Source organism: Thermosphaera sp., assembly GCA_038827615.1.
Classification (GTDB): Archaea; Thermoproteota; Thermoprotei_A; order Sulfolobales; family Desulfurococcaceae; genus Thermosphaera.
On sequence record JAWBNK010000001.1, the window covers coordinates 237,685 to 258,760 of the forward strand.

23 protein-coding genes and 1 pseudogene are annotated in these 21,076 nt (G+C 44.5%); 12 read left to right on the top strand and 12 right to left on the bottom strand.

The genetic code is table 11. The features are described from left to right. Positions 1-127 precede the first annotated feature (127 nt). A complete protein-coding gene (locus QXH45_01440) occupies positions 128-1,234 on the top strand; it encodes a tryptophan--tRNA ligase (protein MEM2077912.1) in 1,107 nt (368 codons plus the stop codon). Here QXH45_01440 and QXH45_01445 read toward each other — a convergent pair. The 3 genes and pseudogenes from QXH45_01445 to QXH45_01455 all read right to left on the bottom strand — a co-directional run bounded on the left by QXH45_01445 (position 1,226) and on the right by QXH45_01455 (position 3,890). Next, complete coding sequence (locus QXH45_01445; GenBank protein MEM2077913.1) at positions 1,226-1,915, bottom strand: orotidine 5'-phosphate decarboxylase / HUMPS family protein; 690 nt, start codon at positions 1,913-1,915, stop codon at positions 1,226-1,228. The genes QXH45_01440 and QXH45_01445 overlap by 9 nt on opposite strands. A gap of 104 nt (positions 1,916-2,019) precedes the next feature. Then, on the bottom strand, positions 2,020-3,306 hold the full coding sequence (locus QXH45_01450; GenBank protein ID MEM2077914.1) for a zinc ribbon domain-containing protein: 1,287 nt from the start codon (positions 3,304-3,306) through the stop codon (positions 2,020-2,022). Beyond that, a pseudogene (locus tag QXH45_01455) lies at positions 3,290-3,890 on the bottom strand (IS607 family transposase). Before QXH45_01455 ends, QXH45_01450 begins: the two are co-directional and overlap by 17 nt. A gap of 228 nt (positions 3,891-4,118) precedes the next feature. On the opposite strand from QXH45_01455, the gene QXH45_01460 reads away from it, so the two are divergent. Next, the gene (locus QXH45_01460; GenBank protein MEM2077915.1) at positions 4,119-5,219 is read left to right on the top strand and encodes a polyprenyl synthetase family protein; all 1,101 of its coding nucleotides are present in this window, start codon (positions 4,119-4,121) and stop codon (positions 5,217-5,219) included. Positions 5,220-5,240: 21 nt separating this feature from the next. Here QXH45_01460 and QXH45_01465 read toward each other — a convergent pair whose 3' ends face one another. Further along, on the bottom strand, positions 5,241-5,501 hold the full coding sequence (locus QXH45_01465; protein ID MEM2077916.1) for a hypothetical protein: 261 nt from the start codon (positions 5,499-5,501) through the stop codon (positions 5,241-5,243). A 54-nt stretch (positions 5,502-5,555) separates the two neighbouring features. Between QXH45_01465 and QXH45_01470 the strand changes: the two genes are divergently transcribed. Further along, positions 5,556-5,828: an RNA repair domain-containing protein gene (locus QXH45_01470; protein MEM2077917.1), complete on the top strand. Its 273-nt coding sequence runs from the start codon at positions 5,556-5,558 to the stop codon at positions 5,826-5,828. Here the strand turns inward: QXH45_01470 and QXH45_01475 are convergent. Further along, the gene (locus QXH45_01475; GenBank protein ID MEM2077918.1) at positions 5,825-7,105 is read right to left on the bottom strand and encodes a Glu/Leu/Phe/Val dehydrogenase; all 1,281 of its coding nucleotides are present in this window, start codon (positions 7,103-7,105) and stop codon (positions 5,825-5,827) included. The genes QXH45_01470 and QXH45_01475 overlap by 4 nt on opposite strands. 196 nt (positions 7,106-7,301) lie before the next feature. Between QXH45_01475 and QXH45_01480 the strand changes: the two genes are divergently transcribed. Both QXH45_01480 and QXH45_01485 read left to right on the top strand, forming a co-directional pair. Then, entirely contained in the window at positions 7,302-7,859 is a 558-nt protein-coding gene (locus QXH45_01480; GenBank protein MEM2077919.1) for an isochorismatase family cysteine hydrolase, read from the top strand. Further along, positions 7,859-8,476 carry a hypothetical protein gene (locus QXH45_01485; GenBank protein ID MEM2077920.1) on the top strand — a complete coding sequence of 206 codons (618 nt, stop codon included), beginning with the start codon at positions 7,859-7,861 and terminating at the stop codon, positions 8,474-8,476. The genes QXH45_01480 and QXH45_01485 overlap by 1 nt, the downstream gene beginning before the upstream one ends. On the opposite strand, the gene QXH45_01490 is transcribed toward QXH45_01485, so the two are convergent. From QXH45_01490 to QXH45_01510, 5 genes are read right to left on the bottom strand one after another with little or no spacing between them, the layout of a single operon-like run. Further along, positions 8,467-9,234: an ABC transporter ATP-binding protein gene (locus QXH45_01490; GenBank protein ID MEM2077921.1), complete on the bottom strand. Its 768-nt coding sequence runs from the start codon at positions 9,232-9,234 to the stop codon at positions 8,467-8,469. The two genes, QXH45_01485 and QXH45_01490, sit on opposite strands and share 10 nt — an antisense overlap. Next, entirely contained in the window at positions 9,231-10,178 is a 948-nt protein-coding gene (locus QXH45_01495) for an iron ABC transporter permease (GenBank protein MEM2077922.1), read from the bottom strand. The genes QXH45_01490 and QXH45_01495 overlap by 4 nt, the downstream gene beginning before the upstream one ends. A 22-nt stretch (positions 10,179-10,200) precedes the next feature. Beyond that, positions 10,201-11,277, bottom strand: coding sequence for an ABC transporter substrate-binding protein (locus QXH45_01500; GenBank protein ID MEM2077923.1), 1,077 nt, complete (start codon positions 11,275-11,277; stop codon positions 10,201-10,203). Between the two features lie 45 nt (positions 11,278-11,322). After that, the gene (gene dph5, locus QXH45_01505) at positions 11,323-12,087 is read right to left on the bottom strand and encodes a diphthine synthase (GenBank protein ID MEM2077924.1); all 765 of its coding nucleotides are present in this window, start codon (positions 12,085-12,087) and stop codon (positions 11,323-11,325) included. 4 nt (positions 12,088-12,091) lie between these two features. Further along, positions 12,092-13,411: a hypothetical protein gene (locus QXH45_01510; protein MEM2077925.1), complete on the bottom strand. Its 1,320-nt coding sequence runs from the start codon at positions 13,409-13,411 to the stop codon at positions 12,092-12,094. 72 nt (positions 13,412-13,483) lie between these two features. On the opposite strand from QXH45_01510, the gene QXH45_01515 reads away from it, so the two are divergent. Continuing rightward, on the top strand, positions 13,484-14,278 hold the full coding sequence (locus tag QXH45_01515) for an isopentenyl phosphate kinase (protein ID MEM2077926.1): 795 nt from the start codon (positions 13,484-13,486) through the stop codon (positions 14,276-14,278). Positions 14,279-14,306: 28 nt separating this feature from the next. On the opposite strand, the gene QXH45_01520 is transcribed toward QXH45_01515, so the two are convergent. Then, positions 14,307-14,741, bottom strand: coding sequence for a hypothetical protein (locus QXH45_01520; protein MEM2077927.1), 435 nt, complete (start codon positions 14,739-14,741; stop codon positions 14,307-14,309). A gap of 69 nt (positions 14,742-14,810) precedes the next feature. Here QXH45_01520 and QXH45_01525 point away from each other — a divergent pair, with 69 nt between their 5' ends. The 5 genes from QXH45_01525 to QXH45_01545 all read left to right on the top strand — a co-directional run bounded on the left by QXH45_01525 (position 14,811) and on the right by QXH45_01545 (position 18,998). Next, a complete protein-coding gene (locus tag QXH45_01525; GenBank protein MEM2077928.1) occupies positions 14,811-15,029 on the top strand; it encodes a hypothetical protein in 219 nt (72 codons plus the stop codon). A 284-nt stretch (positions 15,030-15,313) separates the two neighbouring features. Beyond that, positions 15,314-15,994: an FmdE family protein gene (locus QXH45_01530; protein ID MEM2077929.1), complete on the top strand. Its 681-nt coding sequence runs from the start codon at positions 15,314-15,316 to the stop codon at positions 15,992-15,994. Between the two features lie 18 nt (positions 15,995-16,012). Beyond that, complete coding sequence (locus QXH45_01535; GenBank protein ID MEM2077930.1) at positions 16,013-17,176, top strand: ABC transporter substrate-binding protein; 1,164 nt, start codon at positions 16,013-16,015, stop codon at positions 17,174-17,176. A 15-nt stretch (positions 17,177-17,191) separates the two neighbouring features. Further along, positions 17,192-18,262 (top strand): iron ABC transporter permease, encoded by a 1,071-nt coding sequence (locus QXH45_01540; GenBank protein ID MEM2077931.1) that lies wholly within the window; start codon positions 17,192-17,194, stop codon positions 18,260-18,262. Next, positions 18,234-18,998, top strand: a complete 765-nt coding sequence (locus QXH45_01545) for an ABC transporter ATP-binding protein (protein MEM2077932.1) — start codon at positions 18,234-18,236, stop codon at positions 18,996-18,998. Before QXH45_01540 ends, QXH45_01545 begins: the two co-directional genes overlap by 29 nt. A gap of 130 nt (positions 18,999-19,128) precedes the next feature. On the opposite strand, the gene QXH45_01550 is transcribed toward QXH45_01545, so the two are convergent. Beyond that, a complete protein-coding gene (locus QXH45_01550) occupies positions 19,129-20,133 on the bottom strand; it encodes a radical SAM protein (GenBank protein ID MEM2077933.1) in 1,005 nt (334 codons plus the stop codon). 39 nt (positions 20,134-20,172) lie between these two features. On the opposite strand from QXH45_01550, the gene QXH45_01555 reads away from it, so the two are divergent. Beyond that, complete coding sequence (locus tag QXH45_01555; GenBank protein ID MEM2077934.1) at positions 20,173-21,069, top strand: hypothetical protein; 897 nt, start codon at positions 20,173-20,175, stop codon at positions 21,067-21,069. The last annotated feature ends 7 nt before the right edge of the window (positions 21,070-21,076 follow it).

Below are 21,076 nucleotides of genomic sequence, written 5' to 3' on the forward strand. Positions count from 1 at the left end.
ATGAGTGGTGATGAGGAATCTCCGGGGCTGAGCCCGACTGCTTTCTTTATTCAGTATCAACGTTAGTTATAACTCTTTTTAGGAATATAATAATCTAGAGACAATGTTTTAGAAAAGGAGAGCTTCAATGGGCACGCGGCTCGACCCGTGGGGTCATTTCGCAATCGAGAATTATGAGAAATTACTAAGCGAGTTCGGGATTCGCCCCATAAGTGAAGTATTTGTCTTAATGAGTAAGATGCATCCGTATTTTACTCGAAAAGTGGTTTTCGGGCACAGGGATTTCGACAAGTGGCTTGAAGCGTTAAAATCCAACGGTAGAACAGCTGTCCTCACAGGCTTCATGCCAAGCGGTAGGCCACACTTGGGCACAGCCATGGTTTACGAGGAGTTAAGGTTCTTTCAAGAGATTGGCGCTCACGTCAAGGTTGCTATCGCGGATGCTGAGGCTTATGTCGTGAGGAGAGAAGATAGGAGAACTACTATATTGAATGGAGTTGACTTCATCGCCCACGCCATCGCATGGGGGCTCGACCCGGAGAAGACGGAGTTCTATTTTCAAACTTCCATGAGTGACGACTACTATAGACTTATGCAAATGTTTTCGAGAAAAATCACCATGGCTGAAATGGAGGCTATATACGGGGAGCTGTCTCCGGGGAAAATAATCGCGTCACTGACTCAGGCGGCAGACATCCTCCACTTGCAACTCGACTCTTATGGTTCGTTTAAACACGTGCTTGTCCCCGTTGGTGCCGATCAAGATCCCCACTTGAGGTTGACGAGGGACTTAGCCGACAGGTTCGAGGGAGAGCTCGGATTAACCCGACCCGCCTCCATCTACCATAAACTACTAAGAGGGTTGGATGGCAATAAGATGAGCAAGAGCAGGCCAGACTTCGCGATTCATTTAGATGACAGCGAAGAAGTGGTGAGGAAAAAATTTATTAATGCTCTAACAGGTGGACGCGCTACAGCAGAGGAACAGAAGAGGCTTGGGGGAGAGCCTTGGAAGTGCGTGGTCTACGAAACCTACTTGTATCACCTAGCTCCTGAGGATAAGATGTTGAAGGAGGTTTACGAGGACTGTGTGAGCGGTAGAGTACTGTGTGGAGAGTGTAAGAGAAGGGCTCTCGAAATTCTCACGAATCGCTTGAAAGAGCACAGGAAAAGGTACTTGGAGGTCAAGGAATCGGGAATTGTTGAAAAAGTTGTCAAAACCCCTTCATTCTAGCTTATAACCTATCTCCATGAGGAGCTGTTTAACAACGTTCTCGGGCTCAGGACTCTTTGTCACAGCTCCTCCCACAACGACCACGTCAACGCCCAGCTCTACTAGCTCCCTTACGTCTCCTGGTTTCAAACCACCGGCCACAGCTATTTTGACTGGGACCAGTTTTCTCAGTTCAGCTATCTCGTTCTTCAAGTCTTTTGCCGAAATGCCCCTCGCTTTTTGGACGCTGATACCCACATGGTATAATAAGACATCTGCGCCGTACTCGGCGAGTTTGACAGCTCTATTCAATGGATTCGGATGATTGATTAAATCAATAATCACTGTTTTGTCTTTTTCACGAGCATATCTTACTCCATCTTTAACAACCTCGTCGTCGGCAACCGCGAGTATTGTGTAGGCATCGGCTCCTGCTCCGAAGACCGTGGCCCCCTCAATCTCGGGGACATCCATGATCTTTGTATCGGCGACGAGGAAGCAGTCAGTAATATTTTTCAAAGCCTTAATCGCGATTTTCCCCCAGGACTTCAATAAGGGAGTGCCAACTTCTATCCAAATATTGTCACACTTCACTGCTGAAACCACTCTAGTAGCTATTTCAACTGCCTTCGTAAGCTCCAAGAGGTCAAGAGCTATTTGAAGCTTAGCCGTCATCCAGACCACAACAACCATTATCCGCATTTTCGTAATTAAATAAATGGGGTCGTTATTGAGCGTTGGTTGTAATATGGAGGTTAAGAAGCTTAAGCAACAAATACGTGAGAGAATATGGAGGGGTTCGGGTTTTATGTTGGTTGATATTGTTTGATCTCAACCCTTGGCTTCACAGACCTTGGGGCACCTTTCATCGGTGCCCATGTCATTGGTCTCCACCCGTTCAGGGTAACCCCAATCCACAGCTCACCCTTATCCAGCTCGGGTTCATTGCTGTGGGGGAACCCCCACATCTTGGTGTACTTGAAGTAGATGTTTACGGATGCGAGCTTCTGCCTATCCAGTTCGAGACCACACCTCGGGCATTTGAATACCCTGCCCGCTCGGATCTTTACCACGTACCCGCATCGTGGGCAGGTTCGAGAGGTGTTGTGTGGAGAAACCTTAACCACTAGTGCTTTCTCTGAGAGCTTTCTGTGTATTGTTTCCCATGGTGTTCTAGCGTTTCTCTTCCTTCTCTCTTTACGGGTTCTTCCTCTAGCAACCATGTCCTTTTTCTCGAGGTTTTCGACGACATGAACAGCGTTGGGGAACATGGTGGTTATCTGCTTAACGAGCTTGTTTATGTAGTCCCTCTCCCCGTTTCTCTCTCGCTTAGCGTACTTCTCGAACAGCTCTTTCTTACCAATTGATTGAGCAGTAGCTTTCTTCTTCTCGTAAACAATCTTCAAGCTCTGCAGGTACCTCAGGTCAACCTTGATGAACCCGATTTCTGGGGAGTAGCCGTCGAGAGATAGCTCGTTCGAATCCCATGCAACAACTCTCTCAACACTGTAGACCTCGGTCTTCTTGAACGGAATAAGCACTCTGTCATCCTTGAGGATCACTTCTCCAATTCTCCAGCCCTCAACCCTTTTACTAAACCACTTCCCACTCCACGAAACCTCAAGGTACTCACCTGGCTTCAGAGTTATCCTCACCGCTTTCCTCCCGTAGTCGACCTTCATGAGCGTTATCTTGCATCTAGCGAACCTCCTCTTAATCCTCGGTTTAACCTTCCTGTATTCTCCCTTCAGGTACCTCTTCCTCCATGACTCGATAACAGAGTACGCTGTTCTGATAACAGCATCAACCCAGTGCTTAGCATATGGGCACTCTGCGAGCAAAGAGTCTCTAAGCATCTTCTTGAACTTCCTATCAGCAGGTACTCTTGGAGCCTTGACCCTGTACCCTAGTTCAACGCTAACTCTCCTTCCTCTCCTGGATAGCTCTGGGAACCTGTACTCCCATATAATGTTCTCCCATATCGTGTCAACTGCTCTCTGGAGCGTTTTAGTGTACCACGTTATCAGCTCTCTAACTCTCAAGTCTCTTACTGGAATACTGTACATTCTGACTACTTCACGGGTCTTCAACAAGTTTTCTCACACCTTCAACCACTTTCTCGTACTTATGACTCCTCATACCATAGAGTTTTCCAGCGAAGTGAGATATGGTGGTGATCAAATCCTCCACGAGCTCTTCTTTTGGGTCTTTGTCCTCGTGGTTTATCACAACCACCTCTACTCCAAATGCTCTAAGGAGTTCTGCCAGCGTTTTGAACCCGAATCTGGTGAGTCTATCTGGGTACGCTACTACGATCTTGGATATCTTCCTCTCGGTTGCAAGTCTCAGTATTCTCTTGTATCCTTTTCTATCCTCGTTGAGACCGCTACCAATGTCCGTGACGACCTCGTACTTCTCTACGTTGTTCTGTTTAGCCCACTCCTCGAGGACCTTCACTTGTCTCTCGAGATCGTCCTTCTGCGTATGAGAGGAGGTACGAGCGTAGAGGATAACGGTCTTCGGTTTAACGATACCCATCAGCTTCTCAACGTCTTCCTCTCTGAACCTCCACTTACCGCTCTCGAGAACAACTGGTTTAATCCAACCTCTTAACGTACTCTCTCAGAGTAGTGTAGCTGATACCGAGCCTCTCGCAAACCTCCCTTGGTCGAAGCACCTACATCTCAACGAATAAAATGATACCAGCCCTTATAAACCTATATGAAACCCGAAACAGTTGCACGAGGCTGGTGAAATTTGAAGGTGAAAAAATTAGACCCAGGGGGGTATACTGGGGTCTTCTCGGCGAGAAAGAGAATCTTGAGGTGATTAAAGAGCTTCGAAGGATTCTGAGGAGGTAATTTAATATTAACGTGATATCATTTTATAATAGACGGTGCGTTAAATGGAAGAAGATTTCTCTCAACTACTCGAGTACAGTGTCAAGCTGGTGGAGTCTAGACTGAGGGAGTTTTTTAATGAACTAGAGGAAGAATCCCAACAGGTTTCACCGTATTTGAAGAGCATTCCATTCGTCTCCAGGGATTATACGTTAAGAGGGGGTAAGAGGATTAGGGCATTCTTAGCTCTGATAGGTTATTGGAGCAAGGTGTGGAGTGCGGGAGACGTCAACACGATTTCGAGACTGATGGCCTCCCTTGAATTACTCCAGAGCTATCTTCTCATTCACGATGACATTATGGATATGGATGAGCTTAGAAGAGGTGGTCCCACGGTTCATGTGTGGTTCAGGGATGCTTGTGCTAACGATGGATTTTCAGCAGATTGCGTCCACTATGGCGTGTCGCAAGCGATAACGGTTGGAGACTACTTGGAAGCATCAGCAGTCGAGAACTTGGCGTTACTTGAGCTACCGGGAGAGGATTTAAAGAGGCTAATTGCAACCTACTCTAGGGGTTTGAGGAGAGTTGCTTACGGTCAATATTTAGACGTATTATTCTCCTCCCTACCTTTAGAGAAAATCGGCGAGAATGAAATTCTTCTTGTTCACAAATTGAAGACTGCTTCCTACACTATAGAACTACCTCTACATCTCGGCGCAATCGCTTCGTTGAGATACAGCCAAAAGCTTCTTGAAGAGCTCTCGGCTTTTGCTATCCCGGCTGGGATTGCATTCCAGCTGAGGGATGATATAATTGGGCTATACGGGGATCCAAGGGTCACTGGAAAACCAAGCGGAAGCGATGTTAGAGGAAAAAAGAAAACTCTATTAATTATTAAAGCCCATCAGCTCTCATCTAGGCAGGAGAGAGAATTCCTTGAATTGGTTTACGACAAGCTACCGAGTAATGATATCACAGAGGATCACGTAGAGAGGGTCAGAGAGATCGTTAAATCTACCGGCAGTTTGGATTACAATTTGAGACTTATTGAATCATTTGTCTCACAGGCGCTCTCGGGACTCGAGGCTTCTCTGGAAATAAGTGATGAAGCGAAGAAAGTACTTAAGTGGTTGCTTTACAAGCTGGCGTATAGGGAAAAGTAAAGATTAGAAAGGGCATTCTCCTTAATAGTCTTTCTCAACACTTTGATACTTAGTCTTCGTTAGTTTCTCTCTTACCTCATCAGGGGTAATACTAGGCGTTTTGAAGAAACCATAGCCTATTAGAAATATAGTAGCGGATAAAATAAGTACGAGCGCATATATCGTTGCTTTTAACGTAATCTCTTGTAGTCTTTTTTCCGAGAAGAACAACAAGTAGGTGTAAACTCCTGTGAAAACCGTAGTTGAAAACATGAGTAGTGCTCCCAGATTTCTTTTTCTCAAACCCTTCACCATCGTTGGGCATGCTTGAATAATATAATCTTGTCTTTGTTTTTAATGTATTCGAGGATGTTGTCCGTGAGAAAGAAGGGCGAGATCGAAGAGTGGTTGAAGAAAATATTTTTCGGGGGCAGAAGGAGCGAGTACATAGTATTCATTAAGTTTAGGGAAGGGGATGAGAGTGTTTTGAAGCCCATCCCTGGGGAACTCATAACGGATGTGAGAAAGGGTTACATATTCGTTGGAGAGGATCAAATTCCTTTTCACAGAGTTGTTGAAATAAGGCTAAAAAACGGAGTATTGGTTTACAAGAGGGGTGAAAAAGCTTAGAGCCATCCTCTATACTTCATTGCTCTTACTACTCTGTCGACGGCAATAGCATACGCCGCTATTCTCATTGGGTATTGAGAGAACCTCTTCTGCCAGTCGTCGAAGACTCTGTGGAAGTTGAGAGTCATCATTTTATCCAACCTGCCTAAAGCCTCCTCATCTGTCAGCCAACACCCCATTCTATTGTGGGCCCACTCTATCCAGCTCATCGTAACTCCTCCCGCATTGGCCAGAATATCGGGGACTACAACTACTCCCCTCTTGTGGAGTATTTCATCCGCCTCGGGTGTTGTAGGTCCGTTTGCTCCTTCTGAGATGACCTTGGCTTTAATTCTATCAACGTTTTCTTTAGTTATCACGTTTTCTGTAGCTGCAGGTATCAGTACGTCGACTGGTAGTTCTAGTACTTCTAAGTGGTTGGTGGAGACTTTTACATCCCCCTTCTTATAGTTAATGACTTTGCCTGTTTCGTTTTTGACTCTTATGGCTTCATCCACATCAATTCCCTTCGGATCGTAGACGTATCCGCTCGTATCGCTAACCGCTACAACTATTGCTCCCCATTCCTGGGCGTACTTCGCAGCGTACATGCCCACGTTGCCGAAACCGTGTATTGCCACGGTCCTTCCTTCGAAGCCTCCAAGCCACTTCTTTGCGGCTTCTCTAGCAGTTAAAGCTGTCCCGTATCCGGTCGACACTGTCCTAGCGTTTAATCCTCCCACGTCCACGGGCTTCGCCGTGACTACGCCCCATGCATTATAGCCTACGATCTTGCTGTACTCGTCAAAATACCATGCCATGGTCTGCGGATTCGTGTAGACGTCGGGCGCTGGGATGTCTACGTCGGGACCAACGTCCTTGGCTATTCCGGCGAAGAATTTCCTGCTCAACTCTTCAAGTTCTCGGGCGCTCAACGCCTTGGGGTTGACTCTAACTCCTCCCTTACCTCCACCATAGGGAATGCCGGCGAGCGAGGTCTTCCAAGTCATCCATATGGATAGAGCTACTACCTCTCCTGGAGTCACGTTCTCCCCGTATCTCACTCCGCCCTTATAGGGTCCTAAAGCACTATTGTGCTGGCTCCTCCAACCCAGGAATGTTTCTAGTTTCCCGTTGTCCCTTCTAATAGTTATTTTAACCTGTACGAGCTTTTCCGGGTGTCTGAGTATCTCCACGTATTCTTCAGGGTAGCCCAGGATTCTAATTGATTCTTTCAATTGTTTAACAGCCATTTGGTACACAGGATCGTTTTCATATAGTGATGCGAATGAATTCATAACACGCACCAATCGAATATATCCAATGGAGGATTTAAAAACATTAATAATCGGTACATACACTATATACTGATATATAGTTCCTATGGAGCAACAATCATTTCAGCCCTCACACGGTTCTTCATCGCTGATGCTCTTGACCGAAGTCGTTCATCATTCATAGAGATAATAAGTTTCTCAACCTAATAATTATAGGGTGCAACCCTTGAAGCCTGCGATACTCGTCATAGACATGATTGAAGAGTTTGTGCGAGGCAGGTTGCGGAGTGCACGTGCGGAGCAAATCGTCCCCGTGATAGCCAATATAGTTAGTGTTGCCCGGCGACGCGGAATACCAGTGATATATCTCATAGACCAGCATTTTCCTTTTGACAGGGAGTTCTCCATCTGGGGTCCTCACGCCTTACGGGAGCATCACGAGTCTAAGATCATAGATGAACTAGCTCCAGAGGCTGGAGACATCGTGCTCTACAAGCGATCCTACAGTGGATTCAGGGATACTGGGCTGGCCGGCGTGCTCAGAGATCTTGGCGTTGACACTGTAATTTTAACGGGCATTCACACGCATATTTGCGTTATGCATACAGCTATAGACGCCTTCTACGAGCGTTTCAACATCATTCTTGTATCTGATGCTATATCAGCATTCTCGGAGGGAGACCATGAGTATGCCGTCGAATACATGAAGAAGGTTCTAGGTGCGAGATTGATGTCGAGCACCGAGCTCGTGGAGAAGCTCCTGGGAGATTATTGATGAGCATTAGCTGTGAGGAATTATCGAGCTTACCGGTCTTGTTCGAGAAAACCTTAGGAGTCGACGCTTTAGTTGGGCTTCAAGTCGTTTTAGCTTATGGTTGGAAGAAACTGGGGAGAGTAGGGGCATCCAAGATTTTGAAGATGAGTGAGAGGAGAGTTAGGAGAATAATAGACTCTTTGAGAAAGTACGGGTTTGTAAAGAATGCGGGGTCTCCAGGACTCTTAGAGATCGTGCTCAGTGCCTTCCAGACCGATTTAATTTTTAAAGGAGAAGGATTATATCTGGTGGCTTACAAACCTTTTTCAAAGGCTGTGCTAGATCTCGTCAAGTCAAGGATAGTGGAGTTCAGAGACTACTTGGTTATCGGTTGTCGATCCCCGGCCGACTTGTTAATGATTGGCATATCCAGCGATAACGATGGAGGTGTCGAGTTTCCCCGGGTTCCCTCAAAGTATTCTCAACCTCTAATGAAAACGATCGCGTCGGGCGAGGTCAAAAACTCTCTGATAATAGCGTGGAGAACATATGAACCGATAAGATCAGACGCCCTCGTATTATATGCTTTATCGAGGCTGTGTAGCAGTGGTTGGCAAGAAAAGCAACTCTATTCATAAACGGGAATTATTAATTTCTCGCCCCCCTTACCGAGTAGGGTTTCAAACCTCACCCCGTAGACTCTGCTTAATATTTGAAGGTTCTCTATAAGATCCTTTTTTTCACCGGATAAAACCAACTCTCCTTTATTGAGAATTATAAAGTAGTCGCAACATTTAAAAGCAAACAATGGATCGTGCGTGGCTATGAGCACGGTTGAACTTTGGCTCAGCTTCCTGATCATCTTGATTAACTCGGGTTTAAAGCCGATGTCCAAGTGAGAGTCCGGCTCGTCGAGTAGATAGTATTGGGGGCTCCTGGCGATTATCAGGGCTAGAAATACTTTCTGAAGTTCTCCAGAGCTTAGCTCGTTGAGGCGCCTATCTAGCAAGTGCTCGATGCCCGCGTCACGAGATATTTCTTCAACGTATTTGTAATGCTCAGGGCTATCGAAGAACGAATTTGAAAAAGGATAAAAAGCAGTCATTAACACTTCTCGAACCTTTATGGAGAAAAAGTCCCTCGACGATACTGCCCCGGTATACCCCACTAACCTTGCTAATTCTCTTTTACTGTATTTTCTCAGCTCCCTAAAGTTGAGGTAAACCGATCCGCTGTAGGATGTTAAACCTGCTAGAGTTTTCAATAAGGTCGTCTTACCCGAAGCGTTTGGCCCCATTACGCAAGTTACCTTTCTAACAGGTATCTCGAAGTTTAGACTTCTCAAAGCTTGGATCGCCTTTCCATGTGTAACTGTCAGCTGTGAAACCCGTATCACATGGAAAACCTCTTGATGTTTTTGATCATAACTATGAGGAAAAATGGTGCCCCGATCAAGGATGCGATAGCACCCGATGGGACCTCACCAATGGGAGCAACCAGTACCTTTCTCGACAGGAAATCTGTTGCATAAAGTATCAACACCGAAGAGCTCATGGAGAGTGGTACTACAAGCCTGTTGTCGGATGTTCTTAAGATCATCCTAGCTAAATGAGGTGAAGCGAGGCCAACGAATCCGATAATGCCGAAGTTGGAAACTACTATGCTAGTCGAAATCCCTGCTACTAGGATTAGGAAAAGACGGATTTTTCTCGGGTTATACCCTAGTTGCTTAGAGTATTCATCGCTTATCAATATTGTATTTAGAGGTTTGGATAAAGCGATGAAGACAGTAGACGAGATTATCGCCGCAGGAAGCATAGCGTATATCTTCTCCGGTGTCGCTATTACAAAGCTTCCGGTCAAAAGTAGGACTGAATAAGGGTTTTTTGAAACAAGGAAGTATGATAGCAACATTGCTGATCCAGAAAATAATGAGGAGACACCAATACCTGAGAGAATGTAGGCAGTAACAGTTCCTCCAAACTTCTCGGCAATAGTGACCGTCATTGCAAGCGCTGCGAGCCCACCGAGAACTCCCGATAACATCAGCAGATAATATGAGGGTCTTCCCAATAGGCTTGCGACGTATACTGCAAACAATGCTCCCCCGCCGATCCCGAGGATGTGATGATCCAGTAAGGGGTTTCGAAGAGATGATTGCAGAACAGCCCCAGATCCTCCTATGATCAACCCGGAGAGGGTTACGTAGAGCACTCGGAAAATCCTATAGGTGTTGATGAGAGTTGAGTAATCACTTCTCTCGAGATCCCATAGAAGAGTTAGCCCTAACGGTAGAATCGCTAGGACTAACGCTGTGACAAACAATATTTTCTGATGCATATGCTGATACCTTTTTTCGCATTCATAGTAAAAGTAGAGTGGAAGTTGCTGAATACGAGTTGCCCATATCCTCATGCGGAATGAGCTTGTTGGGAAATTCAATCAACTCTCCCGACACGGATAAACTCAAGGGCGAGTCAGAACTATTTTGCGCCTCGTTGGGATGTTCCAATAGGGAGATCAACATTTGGGGAAGGTGTTTTAAGGACGAGCTAGGTCTATTGATCATGTTCAGCATCAATTTGTCCTCTATCACGAGGATTGATGAGTTAAGTTTTTCCAAACCCGATGCAGCAATGATATCCGGGGTAATGTTATCTGAGGCAATAATGATCACCGTTGGATTCCACTGGGCAATCATTTCAAGACTCGCTCCAACCCATGTGCCACTTCTGCAAGCGTTATTCACGCCTAACTTGCTAAGGACATCTCCTATGAACGTTTCAGGGCCAGCAACCCATATGGCTTGGTCAATGCCTACTACCACTAATACTGTTATATTCTCGAACCGGGATCCCGCATTCTCATACATTTGAAACTTCTGTTTTATTTGAGAAACAACTTCTTCCGCCTCAACCTGTTTGTTAAATATTCTTCCAATAAGCAGGATGTCCAGGTAAACCTCTTCAAGACTCCTTGCGCCTCCTCCGTTGAAGTAAACCGCCGTTATATTGTAGCTTTCGAAGAATTCTCTTAATGGCGCGTGTGCTCCCTTATCGACTAGGACGATATCGGGAGATAGACTAAGGATCTTTTCAAGATTGACGTCGGACCACCAGTAACCTCCGACATCGGTAATATTCCTTTCTATTAGCTTGCTTGATGCGTTTAAGTATGGTGTTTCCCTTAGTGATTGCCCGTCAACGGCGATCAGCAGATGGTCGAGTCCCAATTCAAACATTATTTCAGTTAGCGACGGGCTTAGGGATACCACTCTTGTAATATTACTTCTAACCGTTATTCTTCTACCCAGGGCATCGCGAATCTCATATGTCTGGGTTGTTTCCTCTTTACTGACCATGTTAGTAACGAGGATAATGCTCGAGGCCACTAGCATTAATGCAAATATTACTACGGTAATCTGAATTAGCTTGGACATTTTGTCCAACCTAAAAACTATGAAATCGTGGAAGCCTTTAAAACTTTATTCTTCCCGATATCCCCACATACTTATCAAACTCTCGAGTTCTACGGGTTGCGGATCTGAAACGACAACAATGGTGTGTGGAGGCGGAGGATAAGTATATGAAGCCAATCTTGCAAGGACATCCGCTTTCACAAACTCGTCTCTCCATGAGAGGCGGGCGACTCCCAGGGCTATGGTTTTTTCCAACCTGCCTTCTAGTTCCCTATCGAGATCTAAGAGTATTTTGACAGCCTCAGGTATGGTCATCATCCTCCCAGACTCCACCCTCAAGTCGAGGAGAACTATTGTATGTAGCCTTCTTTTCAGGTTTTCATAAATGGTCTCAATGGTTGAATAAGGTTTGAAATAATCTGGAAACACTAGAGTTACCGTTTTTCCAAATCTGTAAGTCTGTAATCCGAGCCTGCTGTGAATCAAGGTTATGATTGAGACAGAGTTGACGACCCTAACATCCAATCCTTTCTTAACCGCCTCAAGCCTTAGAGAGTCATGAGTCGTAGCTATAAACGGGTCCCCGGGTATCGCGATTACTATGTTCTTGCGGAATGCCTCGCTTATTATTTTATCCATGCTTTCTCCTTCTAGATCGTTTCTGGAAGCAAACACTATCTCTGCACTCGTGTATTCTCTCAAACCTTTAAGGTCGTCCTCGTAGAGTGAAGTATAGGTGTCCACGATTACCTTGTCCGCCTTTTTCAAGTAGTCAAGAGCCTCCATTGTTAAGTGTTTAAAGGAATACCCTATGCCGATGAAAACTAGCATTTTTTCACACACTTCTGCTCAATTTTTTCACTTTGATCCATACATAAGTAAGATATGCATTGTAGATTAATGTGAAAAATATTTGTGAAACAGGCTTGCTCCGGTTCATCATAGAGAAAAGTATGCTTAGCAATGGATTGGCCCTGCAGGCTTGCACAAGTGAATAAATCAATGAGGATGATCCAGAGCTTCTCAAGATTATTTCTTCGGCTGAAACCCAATTTAAATCTTCAACTATAAAAACTTCGTCGCTTGCCACCGCAGCTGCGAAGAGCGTTGAAGTGTTATATACGAAGTGTACTATTAACGGAATAGAGATGAAAAGGGTTTGAAAGACCCGCATCCCAGGATCTGTTGAACGCCTGGATATGAAAATTATTATGAAAGGTGCTAACCACGTGAAATAGTTGAAACCCCCTATTTTATTGAAGACTAGTAGTCCCGTTAGAAGGTAGATGAAATACTTCAAGAAGACTTCCTCTCCATATTCCCTCTCCTTTGCGAAGTAGAAGATTGCAAGGCCAGTGTAGATTGTAAAGGGCAGAATCCATATCCATGTTAGCCATGAAGGTAAAACGTTTACATTATACCATGTTACATATAATGGTATTGCGAACAAGCTGAGCTCCTGTGGATATCTTGATGCGTGGAAAAACAACACCTTCCCAATGAACGAGTACGGGTCTACAACTAGGAAAGGAAGAACGAATATGGAGCCTACGACTGCCACGTTTAACGCCATCCTAACCATTTCATCATATCTTTTACTCTTAAGTCTAACAATGAATGGAAGAAGCAGGAAGGGAGCTAGAATTTGCTTTACAAGAACAGCAAGAGTTAAATAAATGCACGCCTTCTCGAACTTGTTTCTGACTAGTTGGATGAAACCCAGCAGAAGGAATAGCGACGCAATCAAGTCGAACTGATATCCTATGAGAATTATGTAACCTGTAGCGTTGGCCAACCACAGGACTCCCGCTCTCCTCCCATATTCTCTCCTCAGGATGAAGTAAATCAAGTTGAATGATATGATCAAAGGTATTTTGTCTATTAACCTAATAATCTCTATATTACTGCTCAGAGTTACTGCCACATGGTGAGTGAAGACAAATAGTAGGATTGGAAGAGGAGGATACGCTATTTTATCATAAATCGATGAGCCATAAATATTGAGTATCCTCCCGGAGACGAAATGAGAATACCATTCTAGGAAGTATCTTACGTCATAGTAATTCCAACTTGAAGCAGCTAGAAACAATGCCACGGTGTTTGCAATAACCAGTTCTGCATGTGTCTTCAAAGACGCTATGACTTTATTCATCATTTCCCAGTGTGACACCGCTTAATCTATAAAAACGTAACAATATATTAACCTTCCCTGACGAGGGTATGGTGTTTGGAAAAGGATATCGTATTCCTAAAGGCTGGAGGAAGCCTTATAACATTCAAGGATAGGCCAGTATCGGTGAATTACGAAGCTTTAAAAACCCTGGCGGAGGCCTTGAAAAAAGTGCATGAAAACGTCACCATTGTCATGGGCAATGGAGGCGGTAGCTTTGCCCATTACACGGTATCTAAGTATGCTTCGGAGTCAATGCTAAAACTACTGGTTAAATGTCAGCAGTCAACGAGGTTGCTAAACAGGCTTATCGTAGATTATCTCGTGTTCCACGATATCCCGGCCACGGGATTGCAGACAAGCGCTATAATAGGTTATGGAAAAGAGACGATAAAAGTGTTTACGCCTCCAATAGTCAACTTGCTTAAAAACAACATAATACCCGTACTCTACGGTGAGTGCATCCCAAGCGATAGTGGATCGATCGAGATTTTCTCAACCGAAAAAGTATTTGAAGTCCTGAGTAGCGTTCTCAAGCCCTCGAGGATTGTCTTACTAGCAGACGTGGCTGGAGTTTATTCTTGTGACCCTAAAAAGTGTTCAAATCCTAAGCTGATCAGGCATATTAATGATAGTAATCTCAACGAAATCTTAAACTCCTTGGAGGAGGAGTTGGGGAGGGATGCAACTGGAGGCATGTTTTCAAAGGTTAAATCTATGAGCGAGTTATCAAGGAAGACGGGTGTTAAAGTCATATTAACCTCGGGCTTTAATGCCGAGTATATCGTGGACGCTGTCACCGGGAAGGTGCCGAAGGAGGCCACGGTCATAGAAGTCGGCGTAAGATATTGAAGCCTTTAGAGCTGATTAATGTAGCTATTTAAACTACATATATTGTGCAATATTCGTTAGCGGCCTCAGAATAAGCCCCTCGCCCACCTGGGATCTGTATATATGTCGTGTCCTCGCTGATGACGATGTAGTCGGCTAGAAAAGCTCCGGGCATCATGATCGTGACGTAGTTTCCAAGAGGGGTTGATGTAGCTTTAATGGCGAATTCTCCAGTATTCATCTCGGTGGCCGGAACACTACGGCATTGTTCTCCATTAAATAATTGAAGGAATGTGTGAGAGACGTAGATTCCTCTCTTTCTCCCTCTATCAATGGTTGTTACCTTAACGCTTAAGCATCCTTTGATGGTTATCGTTCTGGGCCTCACCTCTAGTTCGTAGTTAGAGGCCTTAATTCTCAAGAACCCTGACGAATACTCCATCAATAAGCAGGATTTATTTTGAACCAAGATAGGCTTCAGCAAGCCAAAAACACCTTTTCAACCGAGTTAAAATTAAAATCTCTTCATACACTAATAAGGATTGGTGATATCATGCCAAAGAACCCAACAATATTATTATCCGATGAATTGAGCAAGCATGGATTTGAACTGCTTGATGTTTACCACGGGCGCGATGGCGATGTTATTAGGGCTCTAGAAAAAACATCTGGGAGAGTTGTGATTTTAAAGAGTAAGATGCCAATATCCTCGGCAACCTCTCGGGAAGAGATATCATCGATTGCCGAAGAGATTGTAAAGAAGGCGAAGTGACGTTTTAAAAGGATCATAGTGTTTAAACGCTTCTTTGACAATGCTTTCTCGCCGACTCAGCAAAACTGTATGGATAATGATCTGTTCTCACATGAGATCCAAAGCCTATTATTCCCGATATTCTCGAATAACCTTTTCTCGTATGATTTAGTAATTAGCTCTTTCTCTCCGACGTAAAAGTTTTAACTACTTGAAAGAGCTTCCTACGCATTAGGGAAAAACTTATTAAGCTTTCAGCGTTATGAGTTCAGTTAGTGCACTAATTTATCAAAGAGGGTGCACCTATGGTTAGCTACGAATTATTAAGTATGGCTGAAAAAATACATGGGCATGTATGCCCATTTCTGGTTTTAGGTTTAAGGGCTTCCGAGATTGCGTTATCGAGGTTGGGATTGTATAAGCCTGGAGTATACGAGACTATTAATGAGGAGATACTAGCAGTGGTTGAGACGAACAATTGTTTTGCTGACGGAGTTCAAGTAGCTACAGGATGCACGTTCGGCAATAATTCCCTCATCTATCTCGATCTAGGAAAGAACGCCGTCACGCTAGTTAAGAGAGGATCAAGGAGAGGTGTTAGGGTTTATATCGACTCCGATAGGATAAAAAGGGATATTCCAGTTGAGGCGCGCGAATTATTTCACAAAGTAGTTGTCGAGAGAAAGGGGACTAGAGAAGAGGCTGAAAGGCTGAACAAGGTATGGAGGGAGATAGGACTTGGGATGATCGACCTCCCCGAGGAGATGTTCGACGTCATGGAAGTTGAGATCACGGAGGAGCTTGAGCGTGCCCCAGTATTCGAAAGCGTGAGGTGCAGTAAATGTGGAGAATTAGCAATGTCCACAAGAATAGTTTACGTGGGTGATAAACCATTTTGCAAGAGTTGCGCGAACGCTGGCGTGAATGCCGTTATTGGTAGGGGAATAGCTGTCAACGCGAGCCTACCCTACCGAATATTGAGGTAGCAGGAGGGATTAGCAGAGTTGACCGGTAAACCTTACGCGTTAATACTATTAATGATAACTCTCGCGTTTTTCGCGGCATTATCAGCAGTGCTACTCTCTTGGGAGAGATTTTCAACAATGTCGGGAGTAAATGAAGTTGGGGATAAAACAGAGTCTGACTACGTCACAATAGTTGATTCTCTCGGTAGAACCGTTAAGGTGGAAAAGTATCCTAAAAGAGTAGTAGCCATAGGTCCAGGAACTCTAAGATTGGTCGTGTATTTGAATGCTACCGGCTTACTCGCGGGAGTTGAGGAGGTAGAGTTGTCGTGGAGTCCCCTGGGCAGAGACTACGCCATGGCCTACGGGGAGTACTTGAAGAGCCTCCCAGTCATTGGGCCGGGAGGCCCGAGAAGCTCGCCAGACCCGGTTAGGATTAGGAGCGTCAGCCCTGACCTAGTCATAATGAGCTCTCTATACGCTCAATTATACGACCCAGATAGGCTGTCGACGGAGGTAGAAGCCCCCGTCATAGTTATTGACTACGGGGGCGCTGGCTACGTGGAGGTCGATGACTTGAAGAAAGCCCTCACGATCCTAGGCGATGTGCTGAATAGGAGTGAAAGAGCGCGGGAACTCTGCGACTTCATAGACTCGGTCATTAGAGATCTCGATGCACGAACAAGGAATATCACCACTAAGTCAAGCGTTTATGTGGGTGCAATATCGTATAAGGGTGCTCAACCCTTCACCTCCTCCCAGGCAAGATTTCCGCCTCTTGTATTGTTGAACACTAACTCGATCGTTGATAATTTAACATCTACTGTCGGATATGTGTCAGTAGATTTTGAATACATCTTGAGTGCACAGCCGAATTACATTTTCATCGACATTAACAATTTCAATATCGTTAAGGACGAGTTCAACAGGGATAAAGACAAGTTCTGCGCGCTAATGGCGTTTAAAGAACGAAGAGTCTACTCGGTGCTTCCATTCAACTATTATCATACCAACATAGCGACAAGCCTCGCTGATGCATACTTTATAGGTAAGATTCTCTACCCGGGCAACTTCGAGGACGTTGATCCAGTGGCGAAAGCAAACGAGATATTTAAAAAATTCCTGGGTAAGGAGCTCTATTTATTGTTTGAAGAAGGCTACGGGGTCGGGTTCGCTAATTTGTCGAGTGAGCTAGCTTGCTGAAATCGGTGCCGCGGAATGAGCTCTCATGTACTCTTCTTATCAAAGTTTTTAAGGCGAAAATTGATCATCCTTGCCACTCTCTTATTCATCCTCGTCCTGCTGATTCCATTAGCATCATCTATTGGGTTTGGAGGGATGGCTTTTCTAGATTTCTGGAGATTGGTTCTTGGACTTGAAGTCGCCGAGCTGGATAGGGTTGTACTCTGGCTTAGGCTCAGGCGTGTTTTAGTAGGTGTTTTAGTAGGGGGATTATTGGGTGGGGCCGGTGTGATTGCTCAAGCGGTCTATAGAAATCCGTTGGCATCTCCGTTTACTCTTGGAATTTCGCATGCGGCTGCGCTGGGTGTAGCAATAGCCTTGATAACTGGTTATGCTGGAAGATCCTATCCATTATTCTATATAGTATCAAGACCTTACATATTGCCAGTTATGGCTTTCATCTTTTCCCTGATTCAATCCCTAATAGTCTTGCTTCTTGCATTTAGAGTCGGCTTAACGCCGAACGCCCTTGTACTATCATCTATCGCTTTATCCTTCCTCTACCAATCACTCCTTTCTCTTATACAATATCTAGTGCTAAATGAGTTACAATTAGCGACAATTGTTTTCTGGAGTTTCGGCGACTTGAGCAGGCCCGGCGATATTGAACTGCTTATTTTAATCATCGGCTCCATCCCCATCATTCTAGCCTACATGTTGATCCATGTTGACCTAGACATCATCCTGCTGGGGGACGATTTAGCAATTTCTTCAGGCATAAACCCGAGGACGTTTAGGCTTGTGGCCACTATAACCGCCTCACTCGGAGCCTCCTTGGCAACCTCTTTCGTAGGGGTATTAGCATTCTTGTGTCTTCTCTCTCCACATATTGCAAGAGGGTTAGTGGGCGGAAGCCATAAGTATCTAATGCCTGCTTCCATAATCACCGGGTCAATACTAGTGGTTGTAGCAGATTTGTTCTCCCGGATTCTCCTATACCCTATTACACTACCTGTGGGGATAACGTTATCCATGATGGGCGCGCCATTACTGATAATACTACTAAGGGGAACTCGGTATGGCGGTCATAAAGATACTTGGAGTTGACGTCCACTACGAGGACTATGAAGCTCTAAGCAATATCACGCTAGACGTTTCTCCGGGGGAAGTAGTATCCATAATTGGTCCTAACGGTAGCGGGAAGACAACCCTCCTTAAAACTATAGATAAGATAGTAAAGCCATTCAAAGGTTCCATACTGATCGATGGGAAAAATATTAACAAGTTGAATTGGCGCGAGTTAGCTAAGAAAGTTAGCTACTGTCCCCAGAAAGTGAATACTCTGGGAACCACTACTGTCATTGATTTCGTGCTTACCGGTCGAAGACCATATGTTAATTTCGCGTATAGTAAGTTGGATTACGAGAAAGCATATGATGCACTACGCATGGTTAATTGCTGTGAATTAGCATTTAGGAGACTCGACCAGCTTAGTGGTGGGGAGTTGCAAAGGGTTTTGATAGCTAGAGCTATTGTTGCAGAACCGAAAGTATTATTAATGGATGAGCCAACCTCCAGTCTGGACCCTAGATACCAGGTTGAAATATTAGAGCTTGTTAAAAAATTCTCGAGAACTAGGAACCTCTCCGTAATAATGTCCCTTCACGATTTAACACACGCCTACAGGTTTTCTGATAAGATCGTCGTGCTTAAGAGAGGTAGAATAATAGCTGCAGGTCGACCGAGCGAAGTGTTGACCGAAGAGATCATACTTAAAGCGTTCGATGTAAAAGCAAAAGTGCTCGAGGATCTAAAGGTCGTCGTCATTGAAAGCGTTGTATAGCACCATTATCACTTATCCTCAATCATCTACGAACCGAAGATACGGCAAAAGATTAGTGCTGTCTCGGGACTTCTCCAATACTGATGTATTAATGGTTGACATATGCCTGGTCAAATACCTTTGTTCAACATTATGCGCGAGGCCTGTTGCGGCAACCACTGCAGTGTTTCGTAGAACTCTTAATTAGAGATTTCATCCTCCAACACCCAAGATTGTGTGAGAATGCGTTTGCCATACAAGCAGATGGCAGATATATTAGCTTCTTCTTGCTGGCTTGTTTCTCAATCAAGCTTTTAATATCGGATGTGTCAACCGTATATTGAACATTATCTTTCAGATCTTTTTCCCTTCCCTTAAGCCTTCTGATAATCTCGGAGGTATCCAAACCTACGTCTGTAAGCCTGTCCAATATTGACCTAGTAACTCGCAGGGAACCAGCCACCACACCATGGGCACCTGATTCGGCAGCGTATTCCAAGATCTCATCGATTTCCTTGTCAGTTACCCCTGGAATTATCGGTCGAAGAAAGAGGAAAGGTTTAAACCCGTATAGTCTCAAGAGGCTGATCGTTTCAAACCTTTTCTCAACTGGTGGGGCTAACGGTTCTAGTAGTTTCTGATGGCTCAATGTCGAAACACTTATTAACGGAGAGATCTCGGGATCAAGGGTTTTCAGCGTTTCAACGTCTCTATGGTCTAGGCTCATTTTCGTTGAAAACTGAACAGGGTTGCCCAAGTATTTCTTAATAAACTCGATGTACTCGAATGTTTTCTTTTTTGATAGCGGTAGGAAAGGTTCTGTAACGCTGCCGAGTGCGATCAGTGTTCCGCTCGGACCTGGGATGAAGTTTTCGTTTGAAACAAGCGCGTACACTAACTGTGCTCCGGACAAGGGATAATCTTTGAAGTTCGGTTTAAAACCCATGCTGTAGATGTAACAGTAGACGCATTGAAGAGGGCATCCAATGCCTGTGTGCACCGTTAATCCGCAGGGGCGAGGAGGCCTCCTAGCATGCGGGTCACGCAAAGCCTCTTTCAACTCTCTCTGTGTTAGAAACGCTTGAATTTTTTCGAGCAATACTCTCTTATACTTAATTACCTCGCCAATGTCTCCGAACTCCATGTTTTTAACCATGAATTCATGAATTATTTATAGGGATATAGGTTTAGAAAAATGATTCACCTATTATGTGATGAAGACGATTTGTTTTGTTGGAGGGTTAGCGAATTCCTCCAAAGATTAGGATTGAATTTTGAGAGGAAGGTTTTGAAAACGCCAATTGCATTAGATAAGTCCTCAGACAATATCTCGATTTATGCTGGATCCTTGAATGATGTATTTCTGGACTTTTTAAAATCGTATTTGCAGGTAACAAGTGGAAAAATTCTCGTATTCGTAAAGCCCGTTGAAAACTACCCCTACCAGGCTTCAAGCAATGTTAAAAAATTCTTGTCGCAGCTCTATAAGAAGAATCATCCAGTAATGTTTGTTGAGACCACGCCGGTGGAACACTATATAGCTTCATCCCTTTACCCAGAGTTTGAGCACATTATGCTCTCGGTGTTTGATGTGGAGAAAATAATCCTGCGGGATATCCTTCCAAAGGATGGAGCTATAGTTGTTAAGCTAGATAGATGCAGGATCTTGGAAGAATTGATCAACGAGCTAAATAAGATCGGGTTCACACCCCTCATGATAAATATCAATATCCCGGTTAACGCATGCTTTCATCCATTAATCATTAATGCTTTAGCAGAGAACCCCTTAAGCGTAATGGAAAAATCTATTATGGGGATAGTTGGAGCACACGATGCCTTGTCCAATATAGTTTTCCACTCTATGATAAGTGATTCTAGGCCGGTGATAGTTTGCGGCAATCCAACTAGGAATACTAGATATGATGAGACGGGATTGGTGTTTAAGATCAATAATTGTGACCCACTCGAATTAGCAAACGCGGTGGTCAGCGTGTACAATAATTTAGAATTGTTTAGGAAGAGAGGGACGAGGCGTTTCGAAGACGTATTCTATGAGAAAAGTGTTGAAAGAGTTAAACAATTCATTTCATAATCGAGCA